This window comes from Streptomyces sp. NPDC001536, from assembly GCF_042894505.1.
Taxonomy (GTDB): Bacteria; Actinomycetota; Actinomycetes; order Streptomycetales; family Streptomycetaceae; genus Streptomyces.
In genome coordinates this window covers 35,225-57,843 of sequence record NZ_JBIAVQ010000016.1, presented here as the reverse complement: position 1 = coordinate 57,843, position 22,619 = coordinate 35,225, and the positions used below count along the sequence as shown (strand labels likewise).

At 70.8% G+C, this 22,619-nt stretch carries 19 protein-coding genes; 11 read left to right on the top strand and 8 right to left on the bottom strand.

Annotated elements, in window-relative coordinates; all coding sequences use genetic code 11:
* Positions 1-93 precede the first annotated feature (93 nt).
* The gene (locus ACFY0U_RS35510; protein WP_388642814.1) at positions 94-2,292 is read right to left on the bottom strand and encodes a nitrate- and nitrite sensing domain-containing protein; all 2,199 of its coding nucleotides are present in this window, start codon (positions 2,290-2,292) and stop codon (positions 94-96) included.
* Between the two features lie 386 nt (positions 2,293-2,678).
* On the opposite strand from ACFY0U_RS35510, the gene ACFY0U_RS35505 reads away from it, so the two are divergent.
* The 4 genes from ACFY0U_RS35505 (at position 2,679) to ACFY0U_RS35490 (ending at position 8,001) form a co-directional block, all read left to right on the top strand.
* Complete coding sequence (locus ACFY0U_RS35505; RefSeq protein ID WP_388642811.1) at positions 2,679-3,455, top strand: carbonic anhydrase; 777 nt, start codon at positions 2,679-2,681, stop codon at positions 3,453-3,455.
* Between the two features lie 194 nt (positions 3,456-3,649).
* Positions 3,650-5,011 carry a hypothetical protein gene (locus ACFY0U_RS35500; protein WP_388642808.1) on the top strand — a complete coding sequence of 454 codons (1,362 nt, stop codon included), beginning with the start codon at positions 3,650-3,652 and terminating at the stop codon, positions 5,009-5,011.
* A gap of 29 nt (positions 5,012-5,040) precedes the next feature.
* Positions 5,041-5,742, top strand: a complete 702-nt coding sequence (locus ACFY0U_RS35495; RefSeq protein WP_388642805.1) for a hypothetical protein — start codon at positions 5,041-5,043, stop codon at positions 5,740-5,742.
* 96 nt (positions 5,743-5,838) lie between these two features.
* Complete coding sequence (locus ACFY0U_RS35490) at positions 5,839-8,001, top strand: hypothetical protein (RefSeq protein ID WP_388642803.1); 2,163 nt, start codon at positions 5,839-5,841, stop codon at positions 7,999-8,001.
* Positions 8,002-8,101: 100 nt separating this feature from the next.
* On the opposite strand, the gene ACFY0U_RS35485 is transcribed toward ACFY0U_RS35490, so the two are convergent.
* Complete coding sequence (locus ACFY0U_RS35485; protein WP_388642801.1) at positions 8,102-8,869, bottom strand: aminoglycoside adenylyltransferase family protein; 768 nt, start codon at positions 8,867-8,869, stop codon at positions 8,102-8,104.
* Between the two features lie 115 nt (positions 8,870-8,984).
* Here ACFY0U_RS35485 and ACFY0U_RS35480 point away from each other — a divergent pair, with 115 nt between their 5' ends.
* Positions 8,985-9,827: an alpha/beta fold hydrolase gene (locus tag ACFY0U_RS35480; RefSeq protein WP_388642799.1), complete on the top strand. Its 843-nt coding sequence runs from the start codon at positions 8,985-8,987 to the stop codon at positions 9,825-9,827.
* Here ACFY0U_RS35480 and ACFY0U_RS35475 read toward each other — a convergent pair.
* Positions 9,824-10,468 carry a class I SAM-dependent methyltransferase gene (locus ACFY0U_RS35475; protein ID WP_388642796.1) on the bottom strand — a complete coding sequence of 215 codons (645 nt, stop codon included), beginning with the start codon at positions 10,466-10,468 and terminating at the stop codon, positions 9,824-9,826. The two genes, ACFY0U_RS35480 and ACFY0U_RS35475, sit on opposite strands and share 4 nt — an antisense overlap.
* A 191-nt stretch (positions 10,469-10,659) precedes the next feature.
* Positions 10,660-11,160 carry a PaaI family thioesterase gene (locus ACFY0U_RS35470; protein WP_388642794.1) on the bottom strand — a complete coding sequence of 167 codons (501 nt, stop codon included), beginning with the start codon at positions 11,158-11,160 and terminating at the stop codon, positions 10,660-10,662.
* A 91-nt stretch (positions 11,161-11,251) separates the two neighbouring features.
* On the opposite strand from ACFY0U_RS35470, the gene ACFY0U_RS35465 reads away from it, so the two are divergent.
* Entirely contained in the window at positions 11,252-11,719 is a 468-nt protein-coding gene (locus ACFY0U_RS35465) for a winged helix-turn-helix transcriptional regulator (RefSeq protein WP_388642792.1), read from the top strand.
* 121 nt (positions 11,720-11,840) lie between these two features.
* Here ACFY0U_RS35465 and ACFY0U_RS35460 read toward each other — a convergent pair whose 3' ends face one another.
* Positions 11,841-12,566, bottom strand: coding sequence for a TioE family transcriptional regulator (locus tag ACFY0U_RS35460; RefSeq protein WP_388642790.1), 726 nt, complete (start codon positions 12,564-12,566; stop codon positions 11,841-11,843).
* 58 nt (positions 12,567-12,624) lie between these two features.
* Here ACFY0U_RS35460 and ACFY0U_RS35455 point away from each other — a divergent pair, with 58 nt between their 5' ends.
* Positions 12,625-13,830 (top strand): erythromycin esterase family protein, encoded by a 1,206-nt coding sequence (locus ACFY0U_RS35455; RefSeq protein WP_388642787.1) that lies wholly within the window; start codon positions 12,625-12,627, stop codon positions 13,828-13,830.
* 29 nt (positions 13,831-13,859) lie between these two features.
* On the opposite strand, the gene ACFY0U_RS35450 is transcribed toward ACFY0U_RS35455, so the two are convergent.
* The 3 genes from ACFY0U_RS35450 to ACFY0U_RS35440 all read right to left on the bottom strand — a co-directional run bounded on the left by ACFY0U_RS35450 (position 13,860) and on the right by ACFY0U_RS35440 (position 15,954).
* Complete coding sequence (locus ACFY0U_RS35450; protein ID WP_388642785.1) at positions 13,860-14,768, bottom strand: GlxA family transcriptional regulator; 909 nt, start codon at positions 14,766-14,768, stop codon at positions 13,860-13,862.
* A gap of 10 nt (positions 14,769-14,778) precedes the next feature.
* Positions 14,779-15,381, bottom strand: coding sequence for an isochorismatase family protein (locus ACFY0U_RS35445; protein ID WP_388642782.1), 603 nt, complete (start codon positions 15,379-15,381; stop codon positions 14,779-14,781).
* Positions 15,382-15,453: 72 nt separating this feature from the next.
* Positions 15,454-15,954, bottom strand: coding sequence for a GIY-YIG nuclease family protein (locus ACFY0U_RS35440; protein ID WP_388642779.1), 501 nt, complete (start codon positions 15,952-15,954; stop codon positions 15,454-15,456).
* A 146-nt stretch (positions 15,955-16,100) separates the two neighbouring features.
* Between ACFY0U_RS35440 and ACFY0U_RS35435 the strand changes: the two genes are divergently transcribed.
* The 4 genes from ACFY0U_RS35435 to ACFY0U_RS35420 all read left to right on the top strand — a co-directional run bounded on the left by ACFY0U_RS35435 (position 16,101) and on the right by ACFY0U_RS35420 (position 22,472).
* Positions 16,101-16,715, top strand: a complete 615-nt coding sequence (locus ACFY0U_RS35435; RefSeq protein ID WP_388642777.1) for a dihydrofolate reductase family protein — start codon at positions 16,101-16,103, stop codon at positions 16,713-16,715.
* A gap of 248 nt (positions 16,716-16,963) precedes the next feature.
* Complete coding sequence (locus ACFY0U_RS35430) at positions 16,964-19,270, top strand: Tat pathway signal sequence domain protein (protein ID WP_388642775.1); 2,307 nt, start codon at positions 16,964-16,966, stop codon at positions 19,268-19,270.
* Positions 19,271-19,323: 53 nt separating this feature from the next.
* Positions 19,324-21,216, top strand: a complete 1,893-nt coding sequence (locus ACFY0U_RS35425; RefSeq protein WP_388642774.1) for a glycoside hydrolase family 97 catalytic domain-containing protein — start codon at positions 19,324-19,326, stop codon at positions 21,214-21,216.
* A gap of 29 nt (positions 21,217-21,245) precedes the next feature.
* Complete coding sequence (locus ACFY0U_RS35420) at positions 21,246-22,472, top strand: glycoside hydrolase family 88 protein (protein ID WP_388642771.1); 1,227 nt, start codon at positions 21,246-21,248, stop codon at positions 22,470-22,472.
* Positions 22,473-22,619 lie beyond the last annotated feature (147 nt).

Here is a 22,619-nt window from a genome sequence, read left to right as displayed (position 1 = left end):
TCCGACAGGTCGAACAGTGCTGTGGTGTCTCCATCGGCCGGAGCGCGGCGCCCTGTTGGACAGGCGGCGTCGCACTCCCGGCCCGCCGACTCCCTACAGGGCGTCCTCGTGCTCGCCGTGTCCCATCAGACGGCGCCGCTCCTCGCGGTGGAGGTAGCGGCTCATCGCATCCGTCCCCGACTGGTCCCGAACCGCGTGGGCCCCCTGGCCGCTCTGGGAGAAGGACTCCACGATGCCCCCGGTGGGGGCCGCGAAGTGCGGTGCGCTTTCCAGGGGATGGGGGAAGCCGGTGGTCGCCTCGACGGGTACCTCGGGCGCCGTCGTGCAGGTGATCGTGTGCGGCAGCATGATCAGCGACGTCGTGCCCGTCTGCTGGCGGAAAGGTCGCAGCTGAACGCGGATACCGTGCCGGTCGGCGAGCCGGCCCACCACGAACAGGCCCATCTGCCGGGAGATGTTGGCGTCGACCGTCGGCGGATGGGCGAGCTTGTGATTGATGGCGGCGAAGTCCTCGGCCGTCAGACCGATGCCGCTGTCATGGATCTCCACCATGACCCGCCCGTCGGGAAGCCGGCCCGCGGTGACGTACACCTTCGTCTGCGGTGAGGAGAACGCGGTGGCGTTCTCCAGGAGTTCGGCCAGCAGATGCACGAGGTCGCTGACGGCACGGCCGTGGATCTCGGCCTCGGGGATCCCGGTGAGCTCGACGCGCTCGTACTGCTCCACCTCCGAGGCGGCGGCGCGCACCACGTCGATCAGCGCGAGCTGGGGCATACCGTGGTGGTGGGACTCCTCGCCCGCGAGCACCAGGAGGTTCTCGCCGTTGCGGCGCATCCGGGTGGCCAGGTGGTCCAGGCGGAAGAGGTTCTCCAGCTGGTCCGGGTCGGCCTCGTTGTTCTCCAGATCGGTGATCAGGGCCAGTTGACCCTCGACGAGCGACTGGCTGCGGCGCGACAGGTTGGTGAAGATCGCGTTGATGTTGCCGCGCAGCGCCGCCTGCTCGGCGGCCAGCCGGACCGCCTCACGGTGCACCTGGTCGAAGGCGCGGGCGACCTCGCCGATCTCGTCGGTCGACGTGATCGGGATCGGCGCCACCTTGGTGTCGACGCGGCCGGGAGTGGAGCGGTTGAGCTGGGAGAGCAGGGCCGGCAGCCGCTGCTCGGCGATCTGGAGCGCCGAGCCGCGCAGGACGCTCATCCGGCGGCTCATCGAGCGGGCCACCCCGGAGGCGATCAGGAAAGCGGCGAGCACGGCGCCGAGGACCACGGCCGACAGGACGATGGCGTCCCGGCGCGCACTGTCGGCGATGTCCTTCGCGTTGGCCAGCGCGGTGTCGCTGAGATAGACCTCGACCTGGCGGTACGCGTCGAAGGAGAGCGTGGAGGCGGCGAAGAAGGAGTCGGTGGTGATGCCCTGCTCCGCGAGCTCCTCGGCCGACTTCCCCGACGCGATCTCACTGATCATCGTGGTCATGGCCGGCGGGGCGACGTACTCCTCCCCGGCCGCCTCGGCCCGCGCGGCGGCCCGGGTGACCTGCTGCTCGCCCTTGGTCCTCGCGGCCGCCAGCGCCTTCTTCAGCCGTGCCGTGTCCCGGCTCGTGGCGGCGCCGTCGAACTCCACCAGCGCGACCTGCTGGAGGTAGGCGTAGGAGCGGAACGAGGCGAGCTGGGTGGCGAGTTCACCCTCCTGGAGCCTGCCGCGGTCCTCGGCCAGGATGTGCGTGCCGATGGCCCGGGTCAGGGACTCGGCCGCCTGGGTGAGCGAGATGGCGTACAGGGCGCGGCCGAAGCTGGCCTGGTTGCTGCTGCCGAAGCCGAGTTCGTTGGAGAGTTCCATCAGCGGGTGCTGGATCAGGTGGTACTTCTCCTCGGTCTGCACCCCCGGCAGCGCGGACGTGAACGCGGCCTCGCGGATCCCGGCGAGTTGCTCGCCGCCGCGCTGGACGACCTCGACCCTTCTGAGCAGACGCTCGGTCTGGGGCATCCGCTCCACCCTCCTGTCGAAGGCGGCCCTGTCCTGATCGGTGATCTCGCGTGCCTCGGTGACGACAGCCGAGTCGGTGTCGCCCCGCAGCAGCGGGACGACCGACAGATCACGCTCGTTGATCGCGTCGCTGGCGTACTTGTTCGCCGCCTGCACCAACTCCGCGACACGGACCGCGTCGTCGGCGTTCCGCCAGGTGTCCACGGCGCGTGTCACCCGGAATCCGCCGAGCACGAGTGTGACCAGGACCGGGATCAGGAGGATGGCCCGCAGCCGCCGTGCCACCCGCCAGTTGCGGGTGAAGGACATCCCCGTTCCACGGCCGATCGCCTTGGGCCGTCGGGGCCTTGGAGTCGACGGAGACGCGGGGGCTCCCGCAGCCGCCTTGTCGGACGGTGCTCGCCTTGCTTTCCTCACTCGACTACCGACCTCTCGACGGCGGATGGCCCGCGACCGCGCCCGATCACGGCTCCTTCGCAACGTTACGGATCTGAAGAGCTCCGTGTTCAGACCATGACGGCGCCGGTCTCTTCGGATCTTGGACGAACGCTTCCTCTGCGCTGCATCAGTGCTGCATCTGCCCTTGCCGACCCCCGGCAAGAGTGGCAGCACGTCACAGCAGTCTCATGTGCCTCGGTACGACGTCCACGCAGCAAGGACGCACCGTGCCCGCAGGCCGGAGGGGAACACACATCATGAGCGTCACCGGATATCCGCAGCGCAGGACCATCGTCACCGGCGGGCTGGCCGCCACCGCCGTCCTGTTGACCGGTTGTTCGTCGTCCAGTGGTGCCGAGCCGGCCGCACAGGTCGGAGCCGCCGGGGCGGCGTCCACCCCGTCACCGTCGCCGTCCGCGAGCGCGCGTCCGGACTCGCCCTCGGGCGCCTTCACCCGGCTGATGGAGGGCAACCGGCGCTGGGTGAAGGGCGCGCCGCTCCACCCGGACCAGGACCCCCGCCGCCGCGAGGCCGTCGCCGAGGAGCAGAAGCCGTACGCCGTCGTCCTGTCCTGCATCGACTCCCGGGTGCCGCCGGAGCTCGTCTTCGACACCGGCATAGGCGACCTGTTCGTGATACGCACCGGCGGTCAGGTGGTCGCACCGGTCGTCACCGGCTCCGTCGAGTACGGGCCCCTCACGGCGGGCACCCCGCTGATCGTCGTCCTGGGACACCAGCGCTGCGGTGCCATCAAGGCGGCGTACAAGGCGATGCACGACCGTACGACGCTGCCCGGCAACCTCCAGACGATCTCCGAGTCCCTGCGCACCGCCTACGAGGCGACCGTCGCGCAGAAGGCCGCCGACCCGGTGGACGCCATGATCCGTATCCACGCCCGGCAGACCGCCGCCGCGCTGCGGTCCAACACCTCGCTGTCGCCGCTCGCCGAGCAGGGCGAGTTGGCCGTCGTCAGCGCCTACTACTCGCTCGACACCGGCAGGGTGGACGTCCTGAACGGCACGCCCGCCGCCTGACCGGACAGACGGCGGCGCGAGAGCCGCGACGGCGCGACGTCCTCGGCGAGGGAGACGTCGCGCCGTCGTTCCGGGCTGTGGCCGAGACGTCGTCGCGCTGTCGTTCCGGGCTGCCGTCGACACCTCGTCGCGCTGCGCCAGATCCACCGGGAGGGCGCCGAGGAATCGGCCGGTGCGCCGATTATGTTGAGGACATGACGAACCTTCACCATCCGCGCCTGTCCGGGCTCGGCCGGAACCCGGCAGCCCCCGAGGACGTTCTCGTGCGGATCGCGGCTCACAGGGCCGGCCGGCACGGGATGTCGATGCGACGGGGGCCGATGACGGACGCGGTGGTCGAGGCGCTGTTGAAGCATGACGACGGCGACGTCATGACCACGCTCCGCACGGAGCAGATCTCCCCGGCCATGCGCCGCAGGATCGCCACGCATCCGAATCCCGCGATCCGCGACGCCCGCGCGGACTTCGTCCGCCATCTCGTGGAGTTCGGGACGACGGTCGTCCTCAGAGACCTGGAGGAGGTCTACGGCCAGCCCCTGGCCTCGCTGGCCGCGGCACCCGACCCCAAGCTGCGCGCCGCGGTCGCGGGATCCTGGTACGACCGGCCGGCCGAGGTACAGACGGCATTCCTCGCGGACCCGGATCCGGGAGTACGAGCGGCGGCCACCCAGCACAAGCAGCCTGGCGTGCCGCCCGAGTGGTGGGACCGTTGTGTCGCCGACCCGGCCACGCGAGGCAACGTGGCGTGGTACATCCCGCTCACCTGGGACCAGTTCACCCAGCTCATGGAGACCGGCGACGAGGACATCCAGCGGGCGGTGGCCGGGAATCCGCACCTCTCCGCCGAGATGGTGACCCGACTCCTGGACCTCGACGACCCGTTGGTGAGAGTCGCGGTGGCACAGAGCCGCCATGTCGACGACGCCACGCGCGACCGGCTGTACGCGCTCGTGGAAGCCCGGCGCGCGGACGGCGACATCGACGCAAAGGTGGCGATGAGCTGGAACTTCTCCGAACCGGACTGGATGCATGACGCGCCCCTCGACGAGCGTTTGAGCTATCTCGACTGCCCGCACGCGATATTCCGGCGCGTACTCGCCCGCAGCCGCGACCTGCCCGAGGAGGCATGGCGTCGGCTGGACGACGACCCGGACGTCTCGGTCCGCCGCGCCGCCGCCCGCCGGGCGGACGCACCACCGGAAGTCCTGGAACGACTGGTACGCGCCCACGGCGATGTGCACCACCATCGACCGCAGCTCGTCGAGCACCCCAACTTCCCCCGCCACGCACTGCGCACGTTCGTCGACGAATCGACCCCGAACGTGCGCTACCTCGCCCTCCAGGACCCCGAACTCCCCGTGCCGGCGCTCCAAGAACTCGCCGCCGCCGAGGAACCCTTCCTGCGCCGCGGAGTCGCCCGCCACCCCAACATCACGGACGCCCTGCTGGACCGACTCCTGTCGGACCCCGACCCGAACGTGGCCGACGACGCCGCGGCCAACCCGGTCCTGCGGCCCACCGTCATGGACCGCATCCTCACGGAGGCCGGCCTGTGACCCCGGACGCCACAGTGGTGCAGTGCTCGATGTTCCAAGCCACGACGGGGCCGCTGGTCTCGATGGCCCTGCTCTCCCTGGACCTCGACGAGGCGGCTCGGCGCCTGGGCGTGACGATCGAGGAGTCGTGGGACGCACACGGAGCCGTGCGCGCCGCGTTCTTCACCCTCGACGGAACGGACTTCGTGGTCACCCATCACGAGGGCGATCCGCCGGGAACGTACGTCTGGGTGCGGAAGTGCGGCCCGGTCGACCCGGCCGCACGCACCGGCGTTCTCCTGACGGCGCTGGGCGTCGGCACGGAGGCGGTGTCCTACTCCACCTGGGGCATCGGCACCGACCTCTCCCGGATCCCGGGCGCCTGGAGCCGGTCCCGACGCCTGCCGGCCGAGTCGCACCAGAGGTTCTGGGAGAACTTCAGGGACCGGACGGGGATGTACGTCGGCCGCGTCACCTACGACGGGGTGACGGCGTACCTCGCCGGCTACGACCATGCCGGCGGCGGTGTGCTGCTGAACGGTTTTCGGGAGTGGCTCGCGACCGCGTACGGGGTGGGCGACAACCTCGTATGGATGGCGCAGGTCGTCCTGATCGTCTTCCCCGAGGGCCGGCCGGAATCGCCGTGGTCGCAGGACCAGCACATGCGTGCCGTCGATGGCCTCGTCGCCCTCCTGGACGAGTTCTTCCAGCACCTTCAGGACCCCGCCGACGCCTCACCAGGGACCGGCTGACGCGCGACGCTTCCGAGCGAGCGCGACGGGCCGGGAACACATCCGTACCGATTGCGGCCCGCGCGCGGCACGATCACCATGAGGAGCAGGTGGCCCATGGATCCCGTGACCTCGCGCAGATGGCTGCGCGCCCTCGCCTTCGCCGCGGCAGTGCTCTGCACGCTGGTCGTCACAGTGGCGGCCACGGCACGTGACACGGTCGTCTCGGCGGCGTTCTACGAGTCCGTCCTGGACGAGGAATCGGCGTACGACCGGCTCTACGACCAGGTCCTGGTCGACCCGAGGGCGGCGGCCGTCACGCGGAACCTCCTCGCCGGACTGCCGGTCCCGGAAGCCGTGCTCACCTCCAACGTCAAGCTGGTCCTGCCTCCGGAGACGGTCCGGGAACTCACCAACGAGCAGATCGACGCCGTGGTCGGCTACCTCAACGGCGACCGGAGCAGCCTGGTCCTGACCGTCGATCTGCGCCCGGTGCTGACCAACATCAACGACCTCGCGCAGATCTACTTCGGGGACCTGGTCGCCTCCGTGCAGAACCGCACCGAGCCGGACTTCGACGCCTTCTCGACCGGGCTGTCCGCCGCCCTGAGGGACGTGGTGGCCGGGCGCGTCCCCGGCACCCTGCCCGCGCTGCCGCTCTCCGAGGAACAGGCGTCCAAGGCGGCGCAGGGCCTCCTGAACGCCCTTCCCGAACAGGACCGGGCAGCGCTGCGCGACGACATCGAGGTGGCCCTCGCCGACGGGGACATCGCCACCGCACTGGCCGCCGTGGCACCCGTCGCGGTGTCGGAGCGCACCACCGACGCGAGCGCCCGGCTGCGGACGCTCGCCGGTGGCAGCGGCTGGAACCTGGAGAAGGTGCTGGAGGCGTCCGGCAACGACCTGTCGGCCCTCCACGAGGTACGTGGCTATACGGCGGTCGGGCTCGGGGTCGTGGAGGCCGTCGCCGCCGCCCTGCTGGTCGCCGCCCTGGTGGTGCTGTGGCTGACCGCGTCCGCCGCGCCCGGCCGCAGGCCGATGCTGCTGGGCTGGGCCCTGGCCGCCGGCGGTCTCCTCACCGCGCTCGTCGTCGTGCTCGTACGAGTGGTGAGCGGCGGCCGGGTGATCAGCCCGCCGGGGAGCTGGCCGCCGAGCCTGGCCGGCCTGGTCGACGACCTCCAGCGCAGGGCCTTCGACGACATGGTGGCCGCGGCCCTCTACAGCGCCTTGGTCCCGCTGATCGCCGGAGCACTGCTCGCCGGATTCGGCTGGGCCCTCCAGGTACGGCCCTCCCTGCGGACCGCGTCCCCGTACGTGCGCCCGGTGGCGGTCGGGACGTGCGCCGTGGCCCTGGCCGGCGTCGTGCTGGTGCCGCTGATCGCGAGCCCCTCGGTGCCCCGCCGGTGCCAGGGCAGCGTGCGGCTGTGCGACCGGCCCTACGACGAGGTCGCGTACCTGACCTCGCACAACGCCATGTCGACCACCGTGGACCGGTTCATCGGCCCGCTCCAGGACCCGGCCATCACCACACAGCTGGACGACGGGGTGCGCGCCCTGCAACTCGACACCTACCGCTGGGAGAAGCCCGAGGAGATCACCGCACGGCTCGCCGAGTCCGAGTTCAGCGCCGATCAGCGGGCGCTGATCGCCGGGGCCGTCAACAGGGTCAACCCGCCCCGCGAGGGCCTGTGGCTGTGCCATGCCGTGTGCCGTGCGGGGGCGATCGAGCTGGTGCCGGAGCTGCGTGAGCTCGGGGACTGGATGCGCGACCATCCGACCGACGTCGTGACGCTGATCGTCCAGGACGCGATCACCGGCGAGGACACCGCGAAGGCGTTCGCGCAAGCCGGACTGTCCGACCTGGTGTACACACCGGACCCGGATCCCGCGGAACCCTGGCCGACGCTGGGCGACATGATCGACAGCGGCCGTCGGCTCGTCGTCTTCGCCGAGCAGGCGGACGGCCCGGAGGCCTGGTACCGCAACTTCTACCGGTACGGCATGGAGACACCGTTCGCGTTCCGCAGCCCCGACGAGATGAGCTGCGTCCCGCATCGGGGCGGCACCGGCAAACGCCTGTTCCTCCTCAACCACTTCATCACCGCCAACGGCGGCAGCCGGCTGGACGCGGGCAAGGTCAACGCCCGCGAGTACGTGCTGGACCGCGTCGACCGCTGCGAACGGGAGCGGGGCAGGCCCGTGAACTTCATCGCCATCGACTACACGACGATCGGCGACACCCGCGCCGCCGTGGCCGCGCTGAACGCCCGCCGTGACTGAGCCGGCCACTTCAGGGCGACGAGGGGCGGACCGGGGCGGACGCCGCTGGTCTGCTCCGGACAAGGGCCTACGCCGGACGGCCGCCGTTCACCGTGGCCGGTCACTGTGCCGCCCCGCCCGACAGCCGGTCGATCTCGGCGAGCATGCGGTCCACCTGCGGCCGGGCCTGGGACCGCAGCGCGTCACTCCACCTCTCGTCGGAGTAGGAGCAGTTGAGGTAGAGCCGCTTGGCGTGTTCGAGGGCGGTGCGGTGCTCGGGCGGGAGCCGGGCGAGGGCCCAGTCGGCTGCTGTGTCCTTCGACATGATCCGGCCGGTGGCGAGTGTGGTCCAGATGCGGGCGAAGGTCAGCAGGACGTTGCGGGTGTCGCCGTCCAGGTCGTCGAGCAGGCCGGGGACACCCGCCACGCTCGCCCGGACCAGATCGGACCGCGGGACCGGGTCGAGGACCCGCGCCGGGCTCGGGCCGACGAGAGGGCGGTCGCCGGTCAGCGCCATGGTGATCAGCAAGGCCAGATCGGGCATGGGTTCCGGCTGCGGAACCTCCCCGGTCTCGTACTCCGCGCGCAGCCACTCGCCGTAGAGGAAGTCACCGGTCGGCGGGTACCGCCACGGCCGGACCTCGGACTGGACGACCACGGTGAGCTCGACCGGGCGGGCCTGGTGGCGGGAGCCGGAGATCCGCAGCAGTCCGTCGAGGAGTGCCCGCCGATCCGGCGCGTCCATCGACCGCCGGGAGACGACCAGCACGTCCACATCGCTGGCCGGCCTGAGCCCGCCGAGCACGGAGGAGCCGTGGAGGTAGGCGCCGAGGACATCGCGGCCCAGCACACCGCCGACGAGCTCCACGATCTCCTGAACCTGGGTCACCGCGTCAGCGTCTCCCGCCGTCCGGCGGATCGCACGGCATTATCCGTCGGATAGGGCGGCGGAATACAACCGACGGTTTCGCCCTTGACCGTGCCGTGGGAGAGGAGTGGTGCCCGTGAGTGACTGGGATCTGGCCGAGACGTTCCGCAGTACGTCGGGGGAGGTGCGCTGGGGCAGCCTCGGCCCGCCGGGCCGGGACCCGGTGGTGCTGCTGCACGGCACGCCCTTCTCGTCGTACGTCTGGCGCTCGGTGGCCCGCGCGCTGGCCCGCGACCATCAGGTGTTCGTGTGGGACATGCCCGGTTACGGCGCGTCGGCGAAGTTCACCGGCCAGGACGTCTCCCTGGCAGCCCAGGGCCGGGTCTTCACCGAACTCCTCGCGCACTGGGGCCTCGGCGAACCCCTCGTGGTCGCCCATGACTTCGGCGGTGCCGTCAGTCTGCGCGCGCATCTGCTGCACGGAGCCCGCTACCGTGCGCTCGCCCTGGTCGATCCGGTCGCACTGGCCCCGTGGGGCTCGCCGTTCTTCCGGCTCGTCGGCGAACACTCGGCGGTCTTCGACCAGTTGCCGCCCGCACTCCACCAGGCCCTGGTACGCGAATACGTCAGCTCGGCCAGCAGCCCAGGACTGCATCCGGCCGTCCTCGCCCGACTGGTCGAGCCCTGGCTCGGCGACCCCGGCCAGGCGGCCTTCTACCGGCAGATGGCCCAGGCGACCCAGCGCCACACGGACGAGATCCAGGACCGGTACGCGGACATCACCGTCCCCACGCTGATCTGCTGGGGCCAGGACGACACCTGGATCCCCCCGGAGAAGGGACGCGAGCTAGCCACCCGCATTCCGGGCGCCCACCTGGAACCGATCGCCGGTGCGGGCCACCTGGTCCAGGAGGACGCACCCGCCGAACTCACCGCGGCGCTCACGACGTTCCTCCGGCAACCCGACGGAGCGAGCTAGTCGGCGAACCCGGCCCGCGGCCGCGCGAGGCCGACGATGAACTCCCCTCGCCCCTCGATCTCGGCCGACCACCCCAACGCGCCCAGTTCAGCGATGAGTTCGGCAGCGTCATGGAAAACCTTCACGATGCGGTACGCGCTGCCGTCCTCAAGTCGGCGTACCTGCGAGGCCACTTCCTCGCGGGCGGCCGCCGCCGGGCCTTCGTCGACGAAGACCGCTGTGCCGCCCGGCGCGAGGGCGGCGGCGACGGTGTCCCAGAAATCGCCCAGCCGCGAGGGCGGCACATGGGAGAGCCAGAAGGCGAAGAAGACGGTGTCGAACCGGCGTCGGGGTCGCCACCGAAACAGATCCGCCCGTTCGAACCGGACACGCGGAGCAGCCGTCCGCGCTCGCGCGAGGGCCAGCACCTCCGGCGAGGCGTCCACGGCCGTCACCGAGCGAGCCCGCGCGGCAAGCGCCCCGGTCCACTGCCCCGTCCCGCAGGCCAGCTCCAGCACATCCCCGGCGATCGGGAGCCCGTCGACCACGGCCACCAGCTCGCGCAGATCCGCCCGCTCGGCGTAGACCCGGTCGTACTCGGGCGCGCGGGCCCGGTAGTAGGCGACTTGCACCGCCAGGAGAGCGTCCTCGTCGAGAGCCACGCCCCTGAGCCTAGCGAGCGGGGTGCCGTCCCGGGGGCCTGTCGCGCGGCGTACTGCCGGGTGCATGCCGACGGACTGCTTTGCCGAGGTGCGGCCGCCGCTGTGCGTCGACTACGGCAGCACCATCGGCAGCGGGGCTGGCCCGCACCTTCGTCGACTACAGGACGCCGCGCTCCCCATCACCATCGCGCTCAGGTCGTGGCGGTGGGCACCGGGAAGAGCATGCAGCTGCTCGTGGCGTGAGCCAGCAGGCGCTCCTCGGCGTCGATCAGTCTGGCCTCGGCGAGCGCGGTCTGCCGGCCCCGGCTGACGACCGTGCCGATGGCGCGGACCCGACCCGTGTCGGCGGTGATGCGCTTCAGGAACTTCACGGTGAGGTCGAGGGAGGTGTACCCCATGCCGGGCGGGAGCGTGGACTGCACGGCGCACCCTGCCGCCGAGTCGAGCAGGGTCGCGTAGACGCCGCCGTGCACACTGCCGATCGGGTTGTAGTGCTCCTCGCCCGGTGTGATCGAGAACTGGACCCTGCCCTCGTCCACCTGGTCGAGGGTGAAGTCGAGGGTCGCGGCGATGGGAGGCGCGGGCAGGCGGCCTTCCTGTACCTCGCGCAGGAACTCCAGGCCCGAGGCGCGCCCCACGGCGGCGGCGGTGATCGCGGGGTCGTCCCACTCGTACGTGCGTATGCGTCCCATGGTCCGGCGTCCTCCCAGCTGACTTCGTTGATTGAAGCTAGCCCGGCCCTTCCTGACTGTCAAAGGTGAAGCCAGCGCCTAGCATGGGGGCATGGAGTGGCTTGAGGTCAGTACGGAGAACTGTCCCGTCCAGCGAACGCTCGATCTGGTCGGGGAGAAGTGGACGCTGCTGATCGTGCGGGACGTCGCTTGCGGTGTGCGCCGGTTCGACGACTTCCGGCGGCACATCGGCTTGTCGGAGGCGGTCCTGAGCGACCGGCTGCGGAAGCTGACCGCGGCCGGCGTCCTGACGACCGTCGCCTACCAGGAGCCGGGCAGCCGCTCCCGCAACGAATACCGGCTGACCCGCAAGGGCTGGGACCTGTGGCCCGTGCTCGTCGCCCTGCGCCAGTGGGGCGACCTGTACGAGGCGGACCCCGACGGCCCGGTCATGGACATGCGGCACCACGAGTGCGGGGCGCCGGTCCGCGCCGTCGTCGCGTGCGGCGAGGAGCATGTCGCCCTCACCCCCAAGGAGGTCACCGCCCGACCGGGTCCCGGAGCCCGCCGCCGGGCATGACGTCGTGAGCCGCACCGGAGGGGATCCGGCGGGCGGTTCAGAAAATCCGGGCGGCGCGTGGGCGGCCAGGGCTTCGGTTCGCCGGTGCGGTGGGGAGACTCCTCGTCCGGCGGCCGACTGCTCATCCACGCTCGCGCAGATACGCCTCCAACTCCGCGGCCCCGCTCAGCATCGCCCGTCCGCGGGCCGACAGCCTGGCGTGCCAGTCGCGCAGGGTGGCCTCCAGCGGCTCCGGCCCGCCGGCCGCCCGTACCTGGGCGATCAGCGGGGCGATCTGCTCCAGCAGATAGCCGCCGCGCCGGAGTTGGTGGACCAGCCGGGCATCCCGTACGTCGGCCTCGTCGTAGACGCGATACCCGGTCCGCGGATCGCGGCGCGGGCGCACCAGCCCGGCGCGCTCCCACTTGCGCAGAGTCGCGGGCCGGATGCCGAGTTGGCCCGCCAGCGACCCGATGAACCCACCGGCGGACCGGGCAGCTTCGGCGGGCTCGGGCGTGGACTCCAGGTCGCGCAGGGCGCGTTCCACGGCCTGGAGGGTGCGTCGGTCGTCGAGGAGTTGGGCATGGCTCTCGTCGATGAGGCGCAGCGCCTCCTCGGTCGCGTCCTGGTTCACGGCCCGCATGACCGACGTCGCCGTTTGGTGGCCGTGGCCGGGCACCAGCGCCAGGAACGCCCGCAGAGCCCGCGCGTGCAGCGGGGTGTAGGCGCGGTAGCCGTGCGGAGTGCGACCGGCGGGCGGAAGGATGCCCGCCTCCTCGTAGTTCCTGACCGCCTGCGTGGACAGACCGTGCCCGCGGGCCAGGTCGACCGGCCTGAGCCGTTCGCTGTTTTGAAGGTTTCGTTCCATGAACCTGCTGATATCGCGAGAAAGTTTCAACCGAAGGTTCAACGATAGCGTTGAAGGCATGGCTACTGACTTCAAGGACACCGTCCATGCCGTCGAGGCCGCCGCCGTCATGGGGCTGCTCCCGTCCCGGCCGCGGGTGCTCGCCCTGGGGGAGCCCACCCATGGCGAGGACGTGCTGCTCGACCTTCGCAACGATCTCTTCCGGCAACTCGTCGCGGAGGAGGGCTACCGGACGATCACGATCGAGAGCGACTGCCTGAGGGGCCTGGTCGTGGACGAGTACGTCACCACGGGCAAGGGCACCCTCGACGAGGCCATGGAGAGCGGATTCAGCCACGGTCTCGGCGCCTCCGCGGCCAACCGCGAACTCGTGCGCTGGATGCGCGCCCACAACGAGGGCCGGCCCGCGCCCGAGCGGCTGCGCTTCGCCGGCTTCGACGGCCCACTGGAGATCACCGGCGCCGAAAGCCCCCGGCAGGCCCTCAGCGCACTCCACCGTTACCTGTCGGCCCACGTCGACGCGGATCAGCTCCCCTGCACCGCGGAAACACTCGACCGCCTGCTCGGCGCCGACGACCGGTGGACCGACCCCGCCGCGATGACGGACCCGGCCCGGTCCGTGGGCCAGTCTCCCGAGGCCGCTCAACTGCGGCTGCTCGCCGACGACTTGGCGGCCCTGCTCGATGCGCACACCCCGCACCTGATCGAGGCGACCTCGCGAGACGGCTGGGATCGGGCGCGCCTGTACGGGCGTGCCGCCGTCGGACTGCTGCGCTACCACTTCTGGATGGCCGACACCTCACCGAGCCGCATGACCCGGCTGCTGGGTCTGCGGGACTCGATGATGGCGGACAACCTGCTCGCCCTCGCCGAGCGCACACCGGTGCTGGTCTTCGCCCACAACTCCCATCTCCAGCGGGAGAAGAGCTCGATGAGGATGTGGGACCACCCGCTGCTGGAGTGGTGGAGCGCCGGCGCGATCGTGAGCGCCCGCCTGGGCGCGGAGTACGCCGTCCTGGCCACGGCCCTCGGCACGATCCGGCACCAGGGCGTGGACACCCCGCCGCCGGACACCGTCGAGGGACTCCTGTACGCGCTCCCGCAGGACCGCTGCGTCGTCGACGCCGCCCGGCTGGCCACCGCCCTCGCCGACGCATGGCCCGCACACCGCGTCTCCCCGTACTTCGGCTACGCCTCGCTCGATCCGGCGCACCTGGCCGTGACCGACGGGATCGTGTTCCTCAAGGACGCCCCCCGGACCTAGCTCCTCCGTCCGGCCGCCGGGCCTCGATGTCACTCGGTACGCGCGCGCAGGCGCCGTAGCATGCGCGGGTCCGTGAAGCCGACCGAGCGGGCGGCCGCGTCGACGGTGGCGCCGTGGCTGATGAGGTGCTGGGCGCGTTCGAGGCGGAGGGTCTGTTGGTAGCGCAGCGGGGTGAGGCCGGTGGCGCGGGTGAAGAGGCGGGTGAGGGTGCGTTCGCTGACGCCGACCGCCGTGGCCAGGGCGGGCAGGGGCAGTGACTGGTCGAAGCGGGTGTCGATGAGGTCCTGGGCGTGGTGCACGGTGTCGTCGAGATGGGAGCGGTGCCGGAACATCGCGCTGGACTGCGGCTCATGGCCGTTGCGGCGGGCGTAGACGACCATGTCCCGGGCCACCTGGGCGGCGACGGCGGGGCCGTGCCGGCCGGCGACCAGGTGCAGGGCCAGGTCGATGCCGCTGGCGATGCCGGCCGAGGTGATCACACGGTCGTCGGAGGTGAACAGGACGTCGCGGACGACGAGCGCGCCGGGGTGGCGTACGGCGAGCTCGTCCTGCACGTCGTGATGGGTGGTGCAGCGCCGGCCCTTGAGCAGTCCGGCCTGCCCGAGCGCCTCCGCGCCCGCGCAGACGCTGGCCACCGTCCCGCCCCCGGCGTGATGGTCCCGCAGGATCTGGAGGGTGGCGGCGCCGATCGCGGGCGACGCGGCGAGGGTGGCGGAACGCCAGCCGGGCACCACGATCAGGTCCTGCGGTCCCAGCTCGGGCCAGCCGACGTCGGCCACCACGGGCAGCCCCTGAGCGGTCGGGACCCGGGGCTGCTCGGCGACGTAGGTGAGGGTGTAGGGGTGCCCGAAATCGGCGGCCGTGGAGAAGACCTGCGCGGGGCCGGCCAGGTCCAGCAGATGGACCCCGGGTACCAGGAAGAAGACGACGTGGCTCACGATCCGGTCATCATGCCGGAACGTCGGCCGCGGCTTCCAGCGCGTCGACCGTGGCGATGGTGGCGAAGCGTCCGGCGAGGGCGTATTCGGTACGGCGGATGACCTCCTCGGCGGACAGGGTGCGGGGGTCGGCGAGCAGTGCGGCGACGCTCTGGTCCTCGGGGGCGTCGCGGTGCGGGATGGGGTTGGTGGCGGTCGCGTCGACGACGAAGGTGACCTGGTAGCCGAGGTCGCTCGCGACGCGGGCGGTTGTCTCCACGCACTGCTCGGTGCGGATGCCGCAGACGGTGAGCTCGCGGATGCCGCGCTCGGTGAGGATTTGTTGCAGGTTGGTGGTGGTGAACGCGTTGTGCGAGGTCTTGTGGATCAGAGGCTCGTCCTCCGTCGGCGGCTCGACCTCCTCCAGCAGTCGCACCTGGCCCAGGGTCGGGTCGAAGACGTCACCGGTGCCGGGCTCGGAGTGCAGCACCCACACCACCTGGTCCCCGCTCCGCCGGGCGAGCCGGACCAGACGGTTCACCTTGTCGGCGATCTTCGGGTCGGAGATGGTCTCCCACAGCGGCCGGGCGCGGAAGGACTCCTGGACGTCGATGACGATCAGTGCTCGGGTCATGTGCCCATCCTGATCCGCGCGGGTGGGCCCACGACAGGCCGCATCGGGTCCGGCAGCGGACCGATCCGGTCATCACCGCCGCCCTCTGCGCGAGGGTGGAACACGCGCGTCGTCGATGGCCTCGGTGAGTTTCGCGATCCTCGTTCTCTTCGCGGTGATGGCGCGCGTGAGCAGACGCAGATGGGTGGCGGACTCGGGCACGGCGGCCTCGAGTTCCGCGAGCCGCCGCCGTTCCACCGCGAGGCGGGTTCTGAGACGAGAGGCGGGGTCGGGGGGTGGGGGAGGGGCGGGCGCGTTGAAGACGACGTTGTACCGAGGGTGCTCGGCGCGCACGGCCCGGCGCTCGGCTGCCTCCGGATCCTCGGGATAGTCGATCCGGATGGCGATGACGAGTGATCCCCAGGGCTGTTCGCGCAGGTGGGTGCGGATCCGGGTGAGCGGGCAGATCGTGATCCCGACGTAGAGCAGGCCTTCCGCCCCGTACAGCCGATACAGCGCGGTGCGCCCCGCGGTGTGCAGGCTGCCTTCCTCGTCGAACAGGCCGCGCAGGAACTGTGCGTCGACATCGGCCAATGCGGGGCCCTTCCTTCCCCTCGTCCTGCCTCCACGGTGGCACGAGGGTCTGACAGCGCGACGAGCGAGCCCGGATGTCGAATGCGCCGGTCCCCGATCGACGTGAGAGTGAAGGCACCACCCCAGGACCCGAGGAGCACCCCATCGTGACCGTCACCGCTGATCTGGCCATGTCCCTCGACGGCTACATCGCCGGCACCGATGTCACTCTCGACAACCCGGGAGGCGACGGCGCCGAGCCGCTCTTCGAGTGGATCCACAATCTGGCGAGCTGGCGCGAGCGTCAGGGGATGAGCGGTGGGGAGGAGAACCGGGACTCCGAGCTGATGCGTGAGTGGTTCGATGCCACGGGAGCCGTGGTCATGGGGCGGATGATGTACGACACCGGCGAGGAGTTCTGGGGCGACAACCCGCCGTTCAGGACTCCGGTGTTCGTGCTGACGCATCGGCCCCGGCCGACTCTGGTCAAGGAGGGCGGCACCACCTTCACCTTCGTCAGCGAGGGCATCCACAGCGCGCTTGAGCAGGCGAAGGCCGCCGCGGGGGACAGGAACGTGGACATCGCGGGTGGCGCGAGCACGGTACGGCAGTACCTCGATGCCGGACTCGTCGACGAACTCCAGCTGCACGTCGTGCCGGCGCTCCTGGGAGACGGGCTGCGGCTCTTCGGCGGGCTGGAGTCGGGTCGGCGGGCCCTCGAAGTGGTCCGGGTCGTCGACACCCCGCTCGCCACCCATCTGAAGTACCGCTTCGTGAAGTGATCCGGCACGGTGGAGTTCGGACGTAGGCCCCGATACATCGGATGAGTGAGGGGTGTATCGGGGCAGCTCAGGCGTATCTCACGGCTCATCTCCCTCTGTCTGCTTCAGTGATGGCCGAATTCTGTCACTGTAAAGGTTCTTGACAGTTGCATGACGCATGCCTACGTTCCCCGATACACCCGATGTATCGATGATCCCTTCAGACCCGGAGGACGACGATGACCTCGCAGTCGGGGAACACCTCACCCATGCCCCGCAGAGCCGTACTCGGCACCGCACTGGGCGGCGCGGCAGCCGCGGCCCTGGCCGGGACGGCCCACGCCGAACAGCCCGAACCGTCCGAGCAGTTGGGCGATGACGGCTTAGCGGGCGGACGTCAAGGCCGCCCCTGGAGACTCCGCGACACCATGACCACCGACCGCGCCTGGGAAGGCTTCCTCCGCGGTCAGGACCTGCTCTGGAGCAAACTGCCCACCTTCTGGTACGAGGGCCCGTTCCTCGGCGACGGACTGCTCGGCACCATGGTCTACCAGGAGCCGGGCACCCAGCACATCCGCTTCACCGTCCAGCACGGCCGAGTCCAGGACCACCGCCCCGAGTTCGGCAGCGGCTGGGGCACCGCCCGCCTCCCGGTCGGCCACCTCACCCTCGAACCGGCCGGCACCGTCACCGCCGTCGACTGGCGCCTGAGCCTGTGGAACGCCGAACTCACCGGCACGGTCACCACCACCGCGGGCACCCTCACCCTCTCCGCCATCGTCCACGACGAGGTCCTGGCCGTCCGCGTGACGGCCGACGGCGACGAAGAGACCACCTGGACGTTCCACCCCGAGGAGGCCATCAGCCCCCGGAAGATCCAGGAGGCCCCGCCCGCCGGCTACACCCCCAACCCGCCCTGGACCACCCGCACCACCACCGACGGCACCGAACAGACCCTCCAGCCCCTCACCGGCGGCGGCCAGACCGCGACCTCATACCGCCGCACCGGAGACGACCTCCTGCTCAGCGTCGGCCACAGCTTCCCCTCCGACACCGCCGCCGAGGCCGACTCCCTGCGCAACCTCCGACGCGCCCCCTCGTACGACGTCCTCAGACGACGGCACCTGCGCTGGTGGCACGCCTTCTACCGCAAGAGCTTCGTCTCGTTCCCCGACCAGCGGCTGCAGAGCTTCCACTGGATCCAGCTCTACAAAGTCGCCTGCGCCAGCCGCGCGGGCGGCCCCGTCATGGCCACCTCCGGCCCATGGCTGGAGCCGACACCCTGGCCCGCGGTCTGGTGGAACCTCAACGTCCAGCTGGAGTACTGGCTCATCCACGGCTCCAACCACCTGGAACTCGACGCCCTCGCCACCACCCTGCGCCAGAGACAGGAACAGCTCATCGCCAACGTGCCCGCCGCCTACCGCTCCGACAGCTCCGGCGTCGGCCGCAGCTCCGACATGTTCGCCAACCGCGGTGTGGGCATGCCCGGCACCGGCGCCGAGACCGGCGATCTCACCTGGGCGCTGCACAACGTCTGGCTGTCGTACCGGCACACCATGGACAAGTCCCTGCTGCGCGACACGATCTACCCGGTACTGCGCCGGGCCGTCAGCTACTACCTGCACTTCCTCACCCCGGGCAGCGACGGCAAGCTCCACCTGGCGAGCACCCTCTCGCCCGAGTACCCGGTGGTGCCGCCCCAGGACACCAACTACGACCTGGCCCTCATCCGCTGGGGCTGCCAGACCCTCATCGACGCCGCCGAACTGCTCGACATGGACGACGAGTTGGTCCCCCGCTGGCAGGAGGTGCTGACCCGGCTCACGCCGTACCCGGTCGACGACAACGGCTTCATGATCGGCGCCGACACCCCGTACGCCCAGTCCCACCGCCACTACTCACACCTGCTGATGGTGTACCCGCTGTACCTCGTCAACTGGGACCAGCCCGAACACCGGGACCTCATCACCCGGTCCGTGGTCCACTGGCACGCCCTGGCCGGAGCCCACCGCGGCTACAGCTACACCGGCGCCGCGTCGATCTACGCGATGACCGGCGACGGCGACACCGCGATCGCCTACCTGCGGAAGTTCTTCGACACCGGCACCCGCTTCCCCTGCCGGCCCAACACGCACTACACCGAGGCCGGTCCGGTGATCGAGACGCCGCTGTCCGCCTCGCAGTCCCTGCACGACATGTTCTGCCAGAGCTGGGGCGGTGTCATCCGCGTCTTCCCGGCCGTCCCGTCCGCCTGGAAAGACCTCACCCTGCACGACTTCCGCACCCAAGGGGCCTTTCTGGTCAGCGCCGTTCGCAAGGACGGCACCACTCGGTTCGTCCGGATCAAGAGCCTGGCGGGCGAGCCGCTCAAGGTCCGCCACGGCATCGGCGGAACGCTCACCGTGCTCCTCGACGACGGCACCCCGGCCCGCACCGAGGACCTGGGCGACGGCACCCTCGCCATCGACCTGCCCAAGGGCCGCGAGGTGCTCATCCACTCCGGGCGCCGGCCCGACCTGGTCATCGCCCCCGTCGCCATCAGCGAACCGGGCCCGGCCTGGGGACTCCCGTAGCCGACCCAGCGCTCACCTCACCTCACCTCACCTCGTCAACAGGGAGGAATCCCATGGCGGTTCCGATCAGGACCGCGGCTGCCGCGCTGTGCGCCGGGCTGGTGGCCACCCTTCTCACGACGGTTCCCGCGCGGGCCGAACAACGCGAGCACACCTGGACCGTGTCCGGTCCCGCACCGCACGCCCCCCATGCGCGGATAGCCCTGGACGACTCGACCGGCACGGTCAGCCTCGCCGTGACCCGCGACCGACGTACCGTCATCGAGCCCTCGCCCGTCGGCATCGTCACCGAACAGGCCGACCTCTCCCAGGACTTGCGCTTCCTGCACCGCGAGGACCGCCTCGTGGACGAGCGGTACCGGACCAAGTCCGGCAAACGGCTGGACCGCCGGGCCCTCATGCACGAGACGCGCCTGTCGTTCGCCACGCCGGCGGGCGCCCGGCTCGACCTCGTCGTCCGCGCCTCCGCCGACGGCGTCGCCTATCGCTACGTCCTGCCCGCCGGGGTCGGCGACGTCCTCGACGAGACCTCCGCGTTCCGTCTTCCGCAGGACGCGACGGCGTGGCTCAGCACCTACCGGGTCGACAACGAAGGCCAGTTCGCCCAGTACACCGCGGCGACGGCCCCCACCAACGACTACTCGCCCCAGGCCCTGTTCGCCACGGACGGCGGCTACACCCTGCTCGCCGAATCCGACCTCACCGGCACCTACTCGGGCGCCCGCCTCGCCCACGACCAAGGCACCGGAACCTACCGGATCAAGCTCGCCGACGACCGCGTACAGACCACCGGCCCCCTCACCACCCCCTGGCGGGCCATGGTCACCGGCGACCTCCCCACCGTCACCCGCTCCACGTTCACCGACGACCTGGCACCTGCCTCCAAGGTCAGCGACACCAGTTGGATCCGACCCGGCACCGTCCTGTGGACCTGGCTCGCCGGCGGCCGCACCGCCGGCCAGAGCCTCACCGCGCAGAAGGCCTACGTCGACTACGCGGCCGAACGCGGCTGGCCCTACGAGGCCGTCGACGCGGGCTGGTACTTCAAGTCCGACGAGTGGGACACCACCGACCCGAACTGGCAGACCACCAGCTGGATGCCCGAACTCGTCGACTACGCGCGGGCCAAGGGCGTCGGCATCATCGTCTGGATCCACCAACGCGACCTCGACACCGCCGAAGAACGCGCCCAGTGGCTGCCCACGCTGGAGCGCTGGGGCGTCAAGGGAGTCAAGATCGACTTCATGAACTCCGAGGCCCAGTCCATGCTCCAGTGGTACGACGCCATCCTCACGGAGACCGCCGCCCACCACCTCATGGTCGACTTCCACGGCTCCACGATCCCCAAGGGCATGCAGCGCACCTGGCCCCAGGTCATGACCCTGGAAGGCGTCGCGGGCGAGGAGAAGCGCACCAACACCGCCGCACACCTCACCACCCTGCCCTTCACCCGCAATGTCATCGGCTCCATGGACTTCACCCCCGGCGCCTTCCAGCGCGTCGGTCTGCGCCCCAACTCCGACGCGGCCGAGACCGGACTCGCCGTCGTCTACGAGTCGGGCCTCCAGATGTACGCCGGCACGCCCCAGTCGTACGACGAACGCCCCCTCGCCCGCGACTTCTACGACCAACTCCCCGCCGCCTGGGACGACACCCGGCTGCTCGCCGGCCGCCCCGGTCAGGAGGCCGTTCTCGCCCGCCGCGACGGCGACCGCTGGTTCCTGGGCGGGGTGTACGCCGGTACCGCCCGCACCGCCGAGGTGCCGCTCGCGATCGGCGCCGGACGATGGCTGGTCGAGACGGTCCGCGACGGCGCCGACGGACTCGTCAAGGACCGCCGGGTCCTGCGCGGCGGCGACACGCTCACCATCGACGTCACCGACAACGGCGGCTTCGCCGGCATCGCCTGCCGGTGGAGTCCGGGAATCTCCACCTGTCACCGCTAGCACCCCAACTCCCGGCTGGAGAGACGGACATGAGCGTTTCCCGACGTACCGTGCTGACGACAGCGGCCGGAGCCGCAGCGTCGCTGACCGCCTCGACACCACCCGCGAACGCGGCCGACGGCCGGTTACCGGCACCTGCCCTGCACACCCTGCGCTCGGCGGCCGACTACGCGGTCGACAAACTCCGCGCCGTCGCGCCGAACGTGACCGGATTCCCGGTCGGAACCAGATTCGAGAAATGGACCTACTCCCAGAACGGCGACTGGGTGGGCGGCTTCTGGCCCGGAACCCTGTGGATGGCATGGCTCCACAGCCAGGACGACGACTTCCGCACCTGGGCACTGGCATCCGCCCAGAAGCTGGCTCCTCGCCAGTACGACACCGGCACCCACGACCTCGGTTTCCTCTTCTACCCGTCCTGGGTCACCGCCTGGCGGCTGACCGGCGACGACACCTGGCGCAACGGCGCCCTACGGGCAGCGGATTCACTGATCCGGCGGTACAACCCGCGCGGCCGCTTCATCCGGGCATGGGGAGCGCTGAGCGACCCGAAGAACGCGGGCCGGGTCATCATCGACACGATGATGAACCTGGACCTGCTGGCGTTCGCGAGCCGGCAGACCGGTGAGCGGAAGTACCTGGACATCGCCGTGGAACACGCGAAGACCACGCGACGGTTCTTCCCGCGCGAGGACGGATCGACCCCGCACGTCTACGACTTCGACCCCGACACCGGCACCCCGATCGGCCCGAACACCGTGCAGGGCTACAGCCCCACGTCCTGCTGGTCACGCGGACAGGCCTGGGGCCTGTACGGATTCACCACGATGTACCGGCGCACCGGAAACCCCGACTTCCTGTCCACCGCCCGCGGTCTCGCCGACTTCGCCCTGGCCGCGCTCACCCCGGACCACATCCCGGTATGGGACTACCGGGCACCCCAACAACCCCACGACATCAAGGACGCCTCGGCCGGCGCGATCATGGCCTGCGGCCTCCTCGACCTCTCCGCGGCCACCGGCACACCGTCCTACCGCGACGCGGCGCTCCGCCTGCTCACCGCCCTGTCGCAGACCTGCCTGACGACCAAGTCGACCCGAGCCGAGGCGACCGTGGCCCGCTGCACCCGCAACCGGCCCGCCGAGGACGGGATCGAGATCTCCCTTCCCTACGCCGACTACTACCTCCTGGAAGGCATCCTGCGCGTGCTTCGACCGCGGGACGTCGACCGGGCGATCGACCTGTCCACGCTCTGAGCACGGCGCTACGTTGGTTTGAGTACGGGGGAGACCTTCTCCGGCGGCTGACAGAAGGGGGTTGGAGTGATGCAGAAACTGAACAAGCGTCTGCGCGCGTGGCTGTTCGTACTGATGCTGCTCGCCGGAGGATTGGCGGCTCTGGCT

Coding starts and splice junctions, on each gene's coding strand:
- ACFY0U_RS35420 (WP_388642771.1), top strand. CDS start 21,246: ATGAGCGTTTCCCGACGTACCGTGCTGACGACAGCGGCCGGAGCCGCA.
- ACFY0U_RS35455 (WP_388642787.1), top strand. CDS start 12,625: ATGGCTACTGACTTCAAGGACACCGTCCATGCCGTCGAGGCCGCCGCC.
- ACFY0U_RS35500 (WP_388642808.1), top strand. CDS start 3,650: ATGACGAACCTTCACCATCCGCGCCTGTCCGGGCTCGGCCGGAACCCG.
- ACFY0U_RS35470 (WP_388642794.1), bottom strand. CDS start 11,160: ATGGGACGCATACGCACGTACGAGTGGGACGACCCCGCGATCACCGCC.
- ACFY0U_RS35465 (WP_388642792.1), top strand. CDS start 11,252: ATGGAGTGGCTTGAGGTCAGTACGGAGAACTGTCCCGTCCAGCGAACG.
- ACFY0U_RS35430 (WP_388642775.1), top strand. CDS start 16,964: ATGCCCCGCAGAGCCGTACTCGGCACCGCACTGGGCGGCGCGGCAGCC.
- ACFY0U_RS35425 (WP_388642774.1), top strand. CDS start 19,324: ATGGCGGTTCCGATCAGGACCGCGGCTGCCGCGCTGTGCGCCGGGCTG.
- ACFY0U_RS35490 (WP_388642803.1), top strand. CDS start 5,839: ATGGATCCCGTGACCTCGCGCAGATGGCTGCGCGCCCTCGCCTTCGCC.
- ACFY0U_RS35495 (WP_388642805.1), top strand. CDS start 5,041: ATGTTCCAAGCCACGACGGGGCCGCTGGTCTCGATGGCCCTGCTCTCC.
- ACFY0U_RS35505 (WP_388642811.1), top strand. CDS start 2,679: ATGAGCGTCACCGGATATCCGCAGCGCAGGACCATCGTCACCGGCGGG.
- ACFY0U_RS35460 (WP_388642790.1), bottom strand. CDS start 12,566: ATGGAACGAAACCTTCAAAACAGCGAACGGCTCAGGCCGGTCGACCTG.
- ACFY0U_RS35445 (WP_388642782.1), bottom strand. CDS start 15,381: ATGACCCGAGCACTGATCGTCATCGACGTCCAGGAGTCCTTCCGCGCC.
- ACFY0U_RS35510 (WP_388642814.1), bottom strand. CDS start 2,292: ATGTCCTTCACCCGCAACTGGCGGGTGGCACGGCGGCTGCGGGCCATC.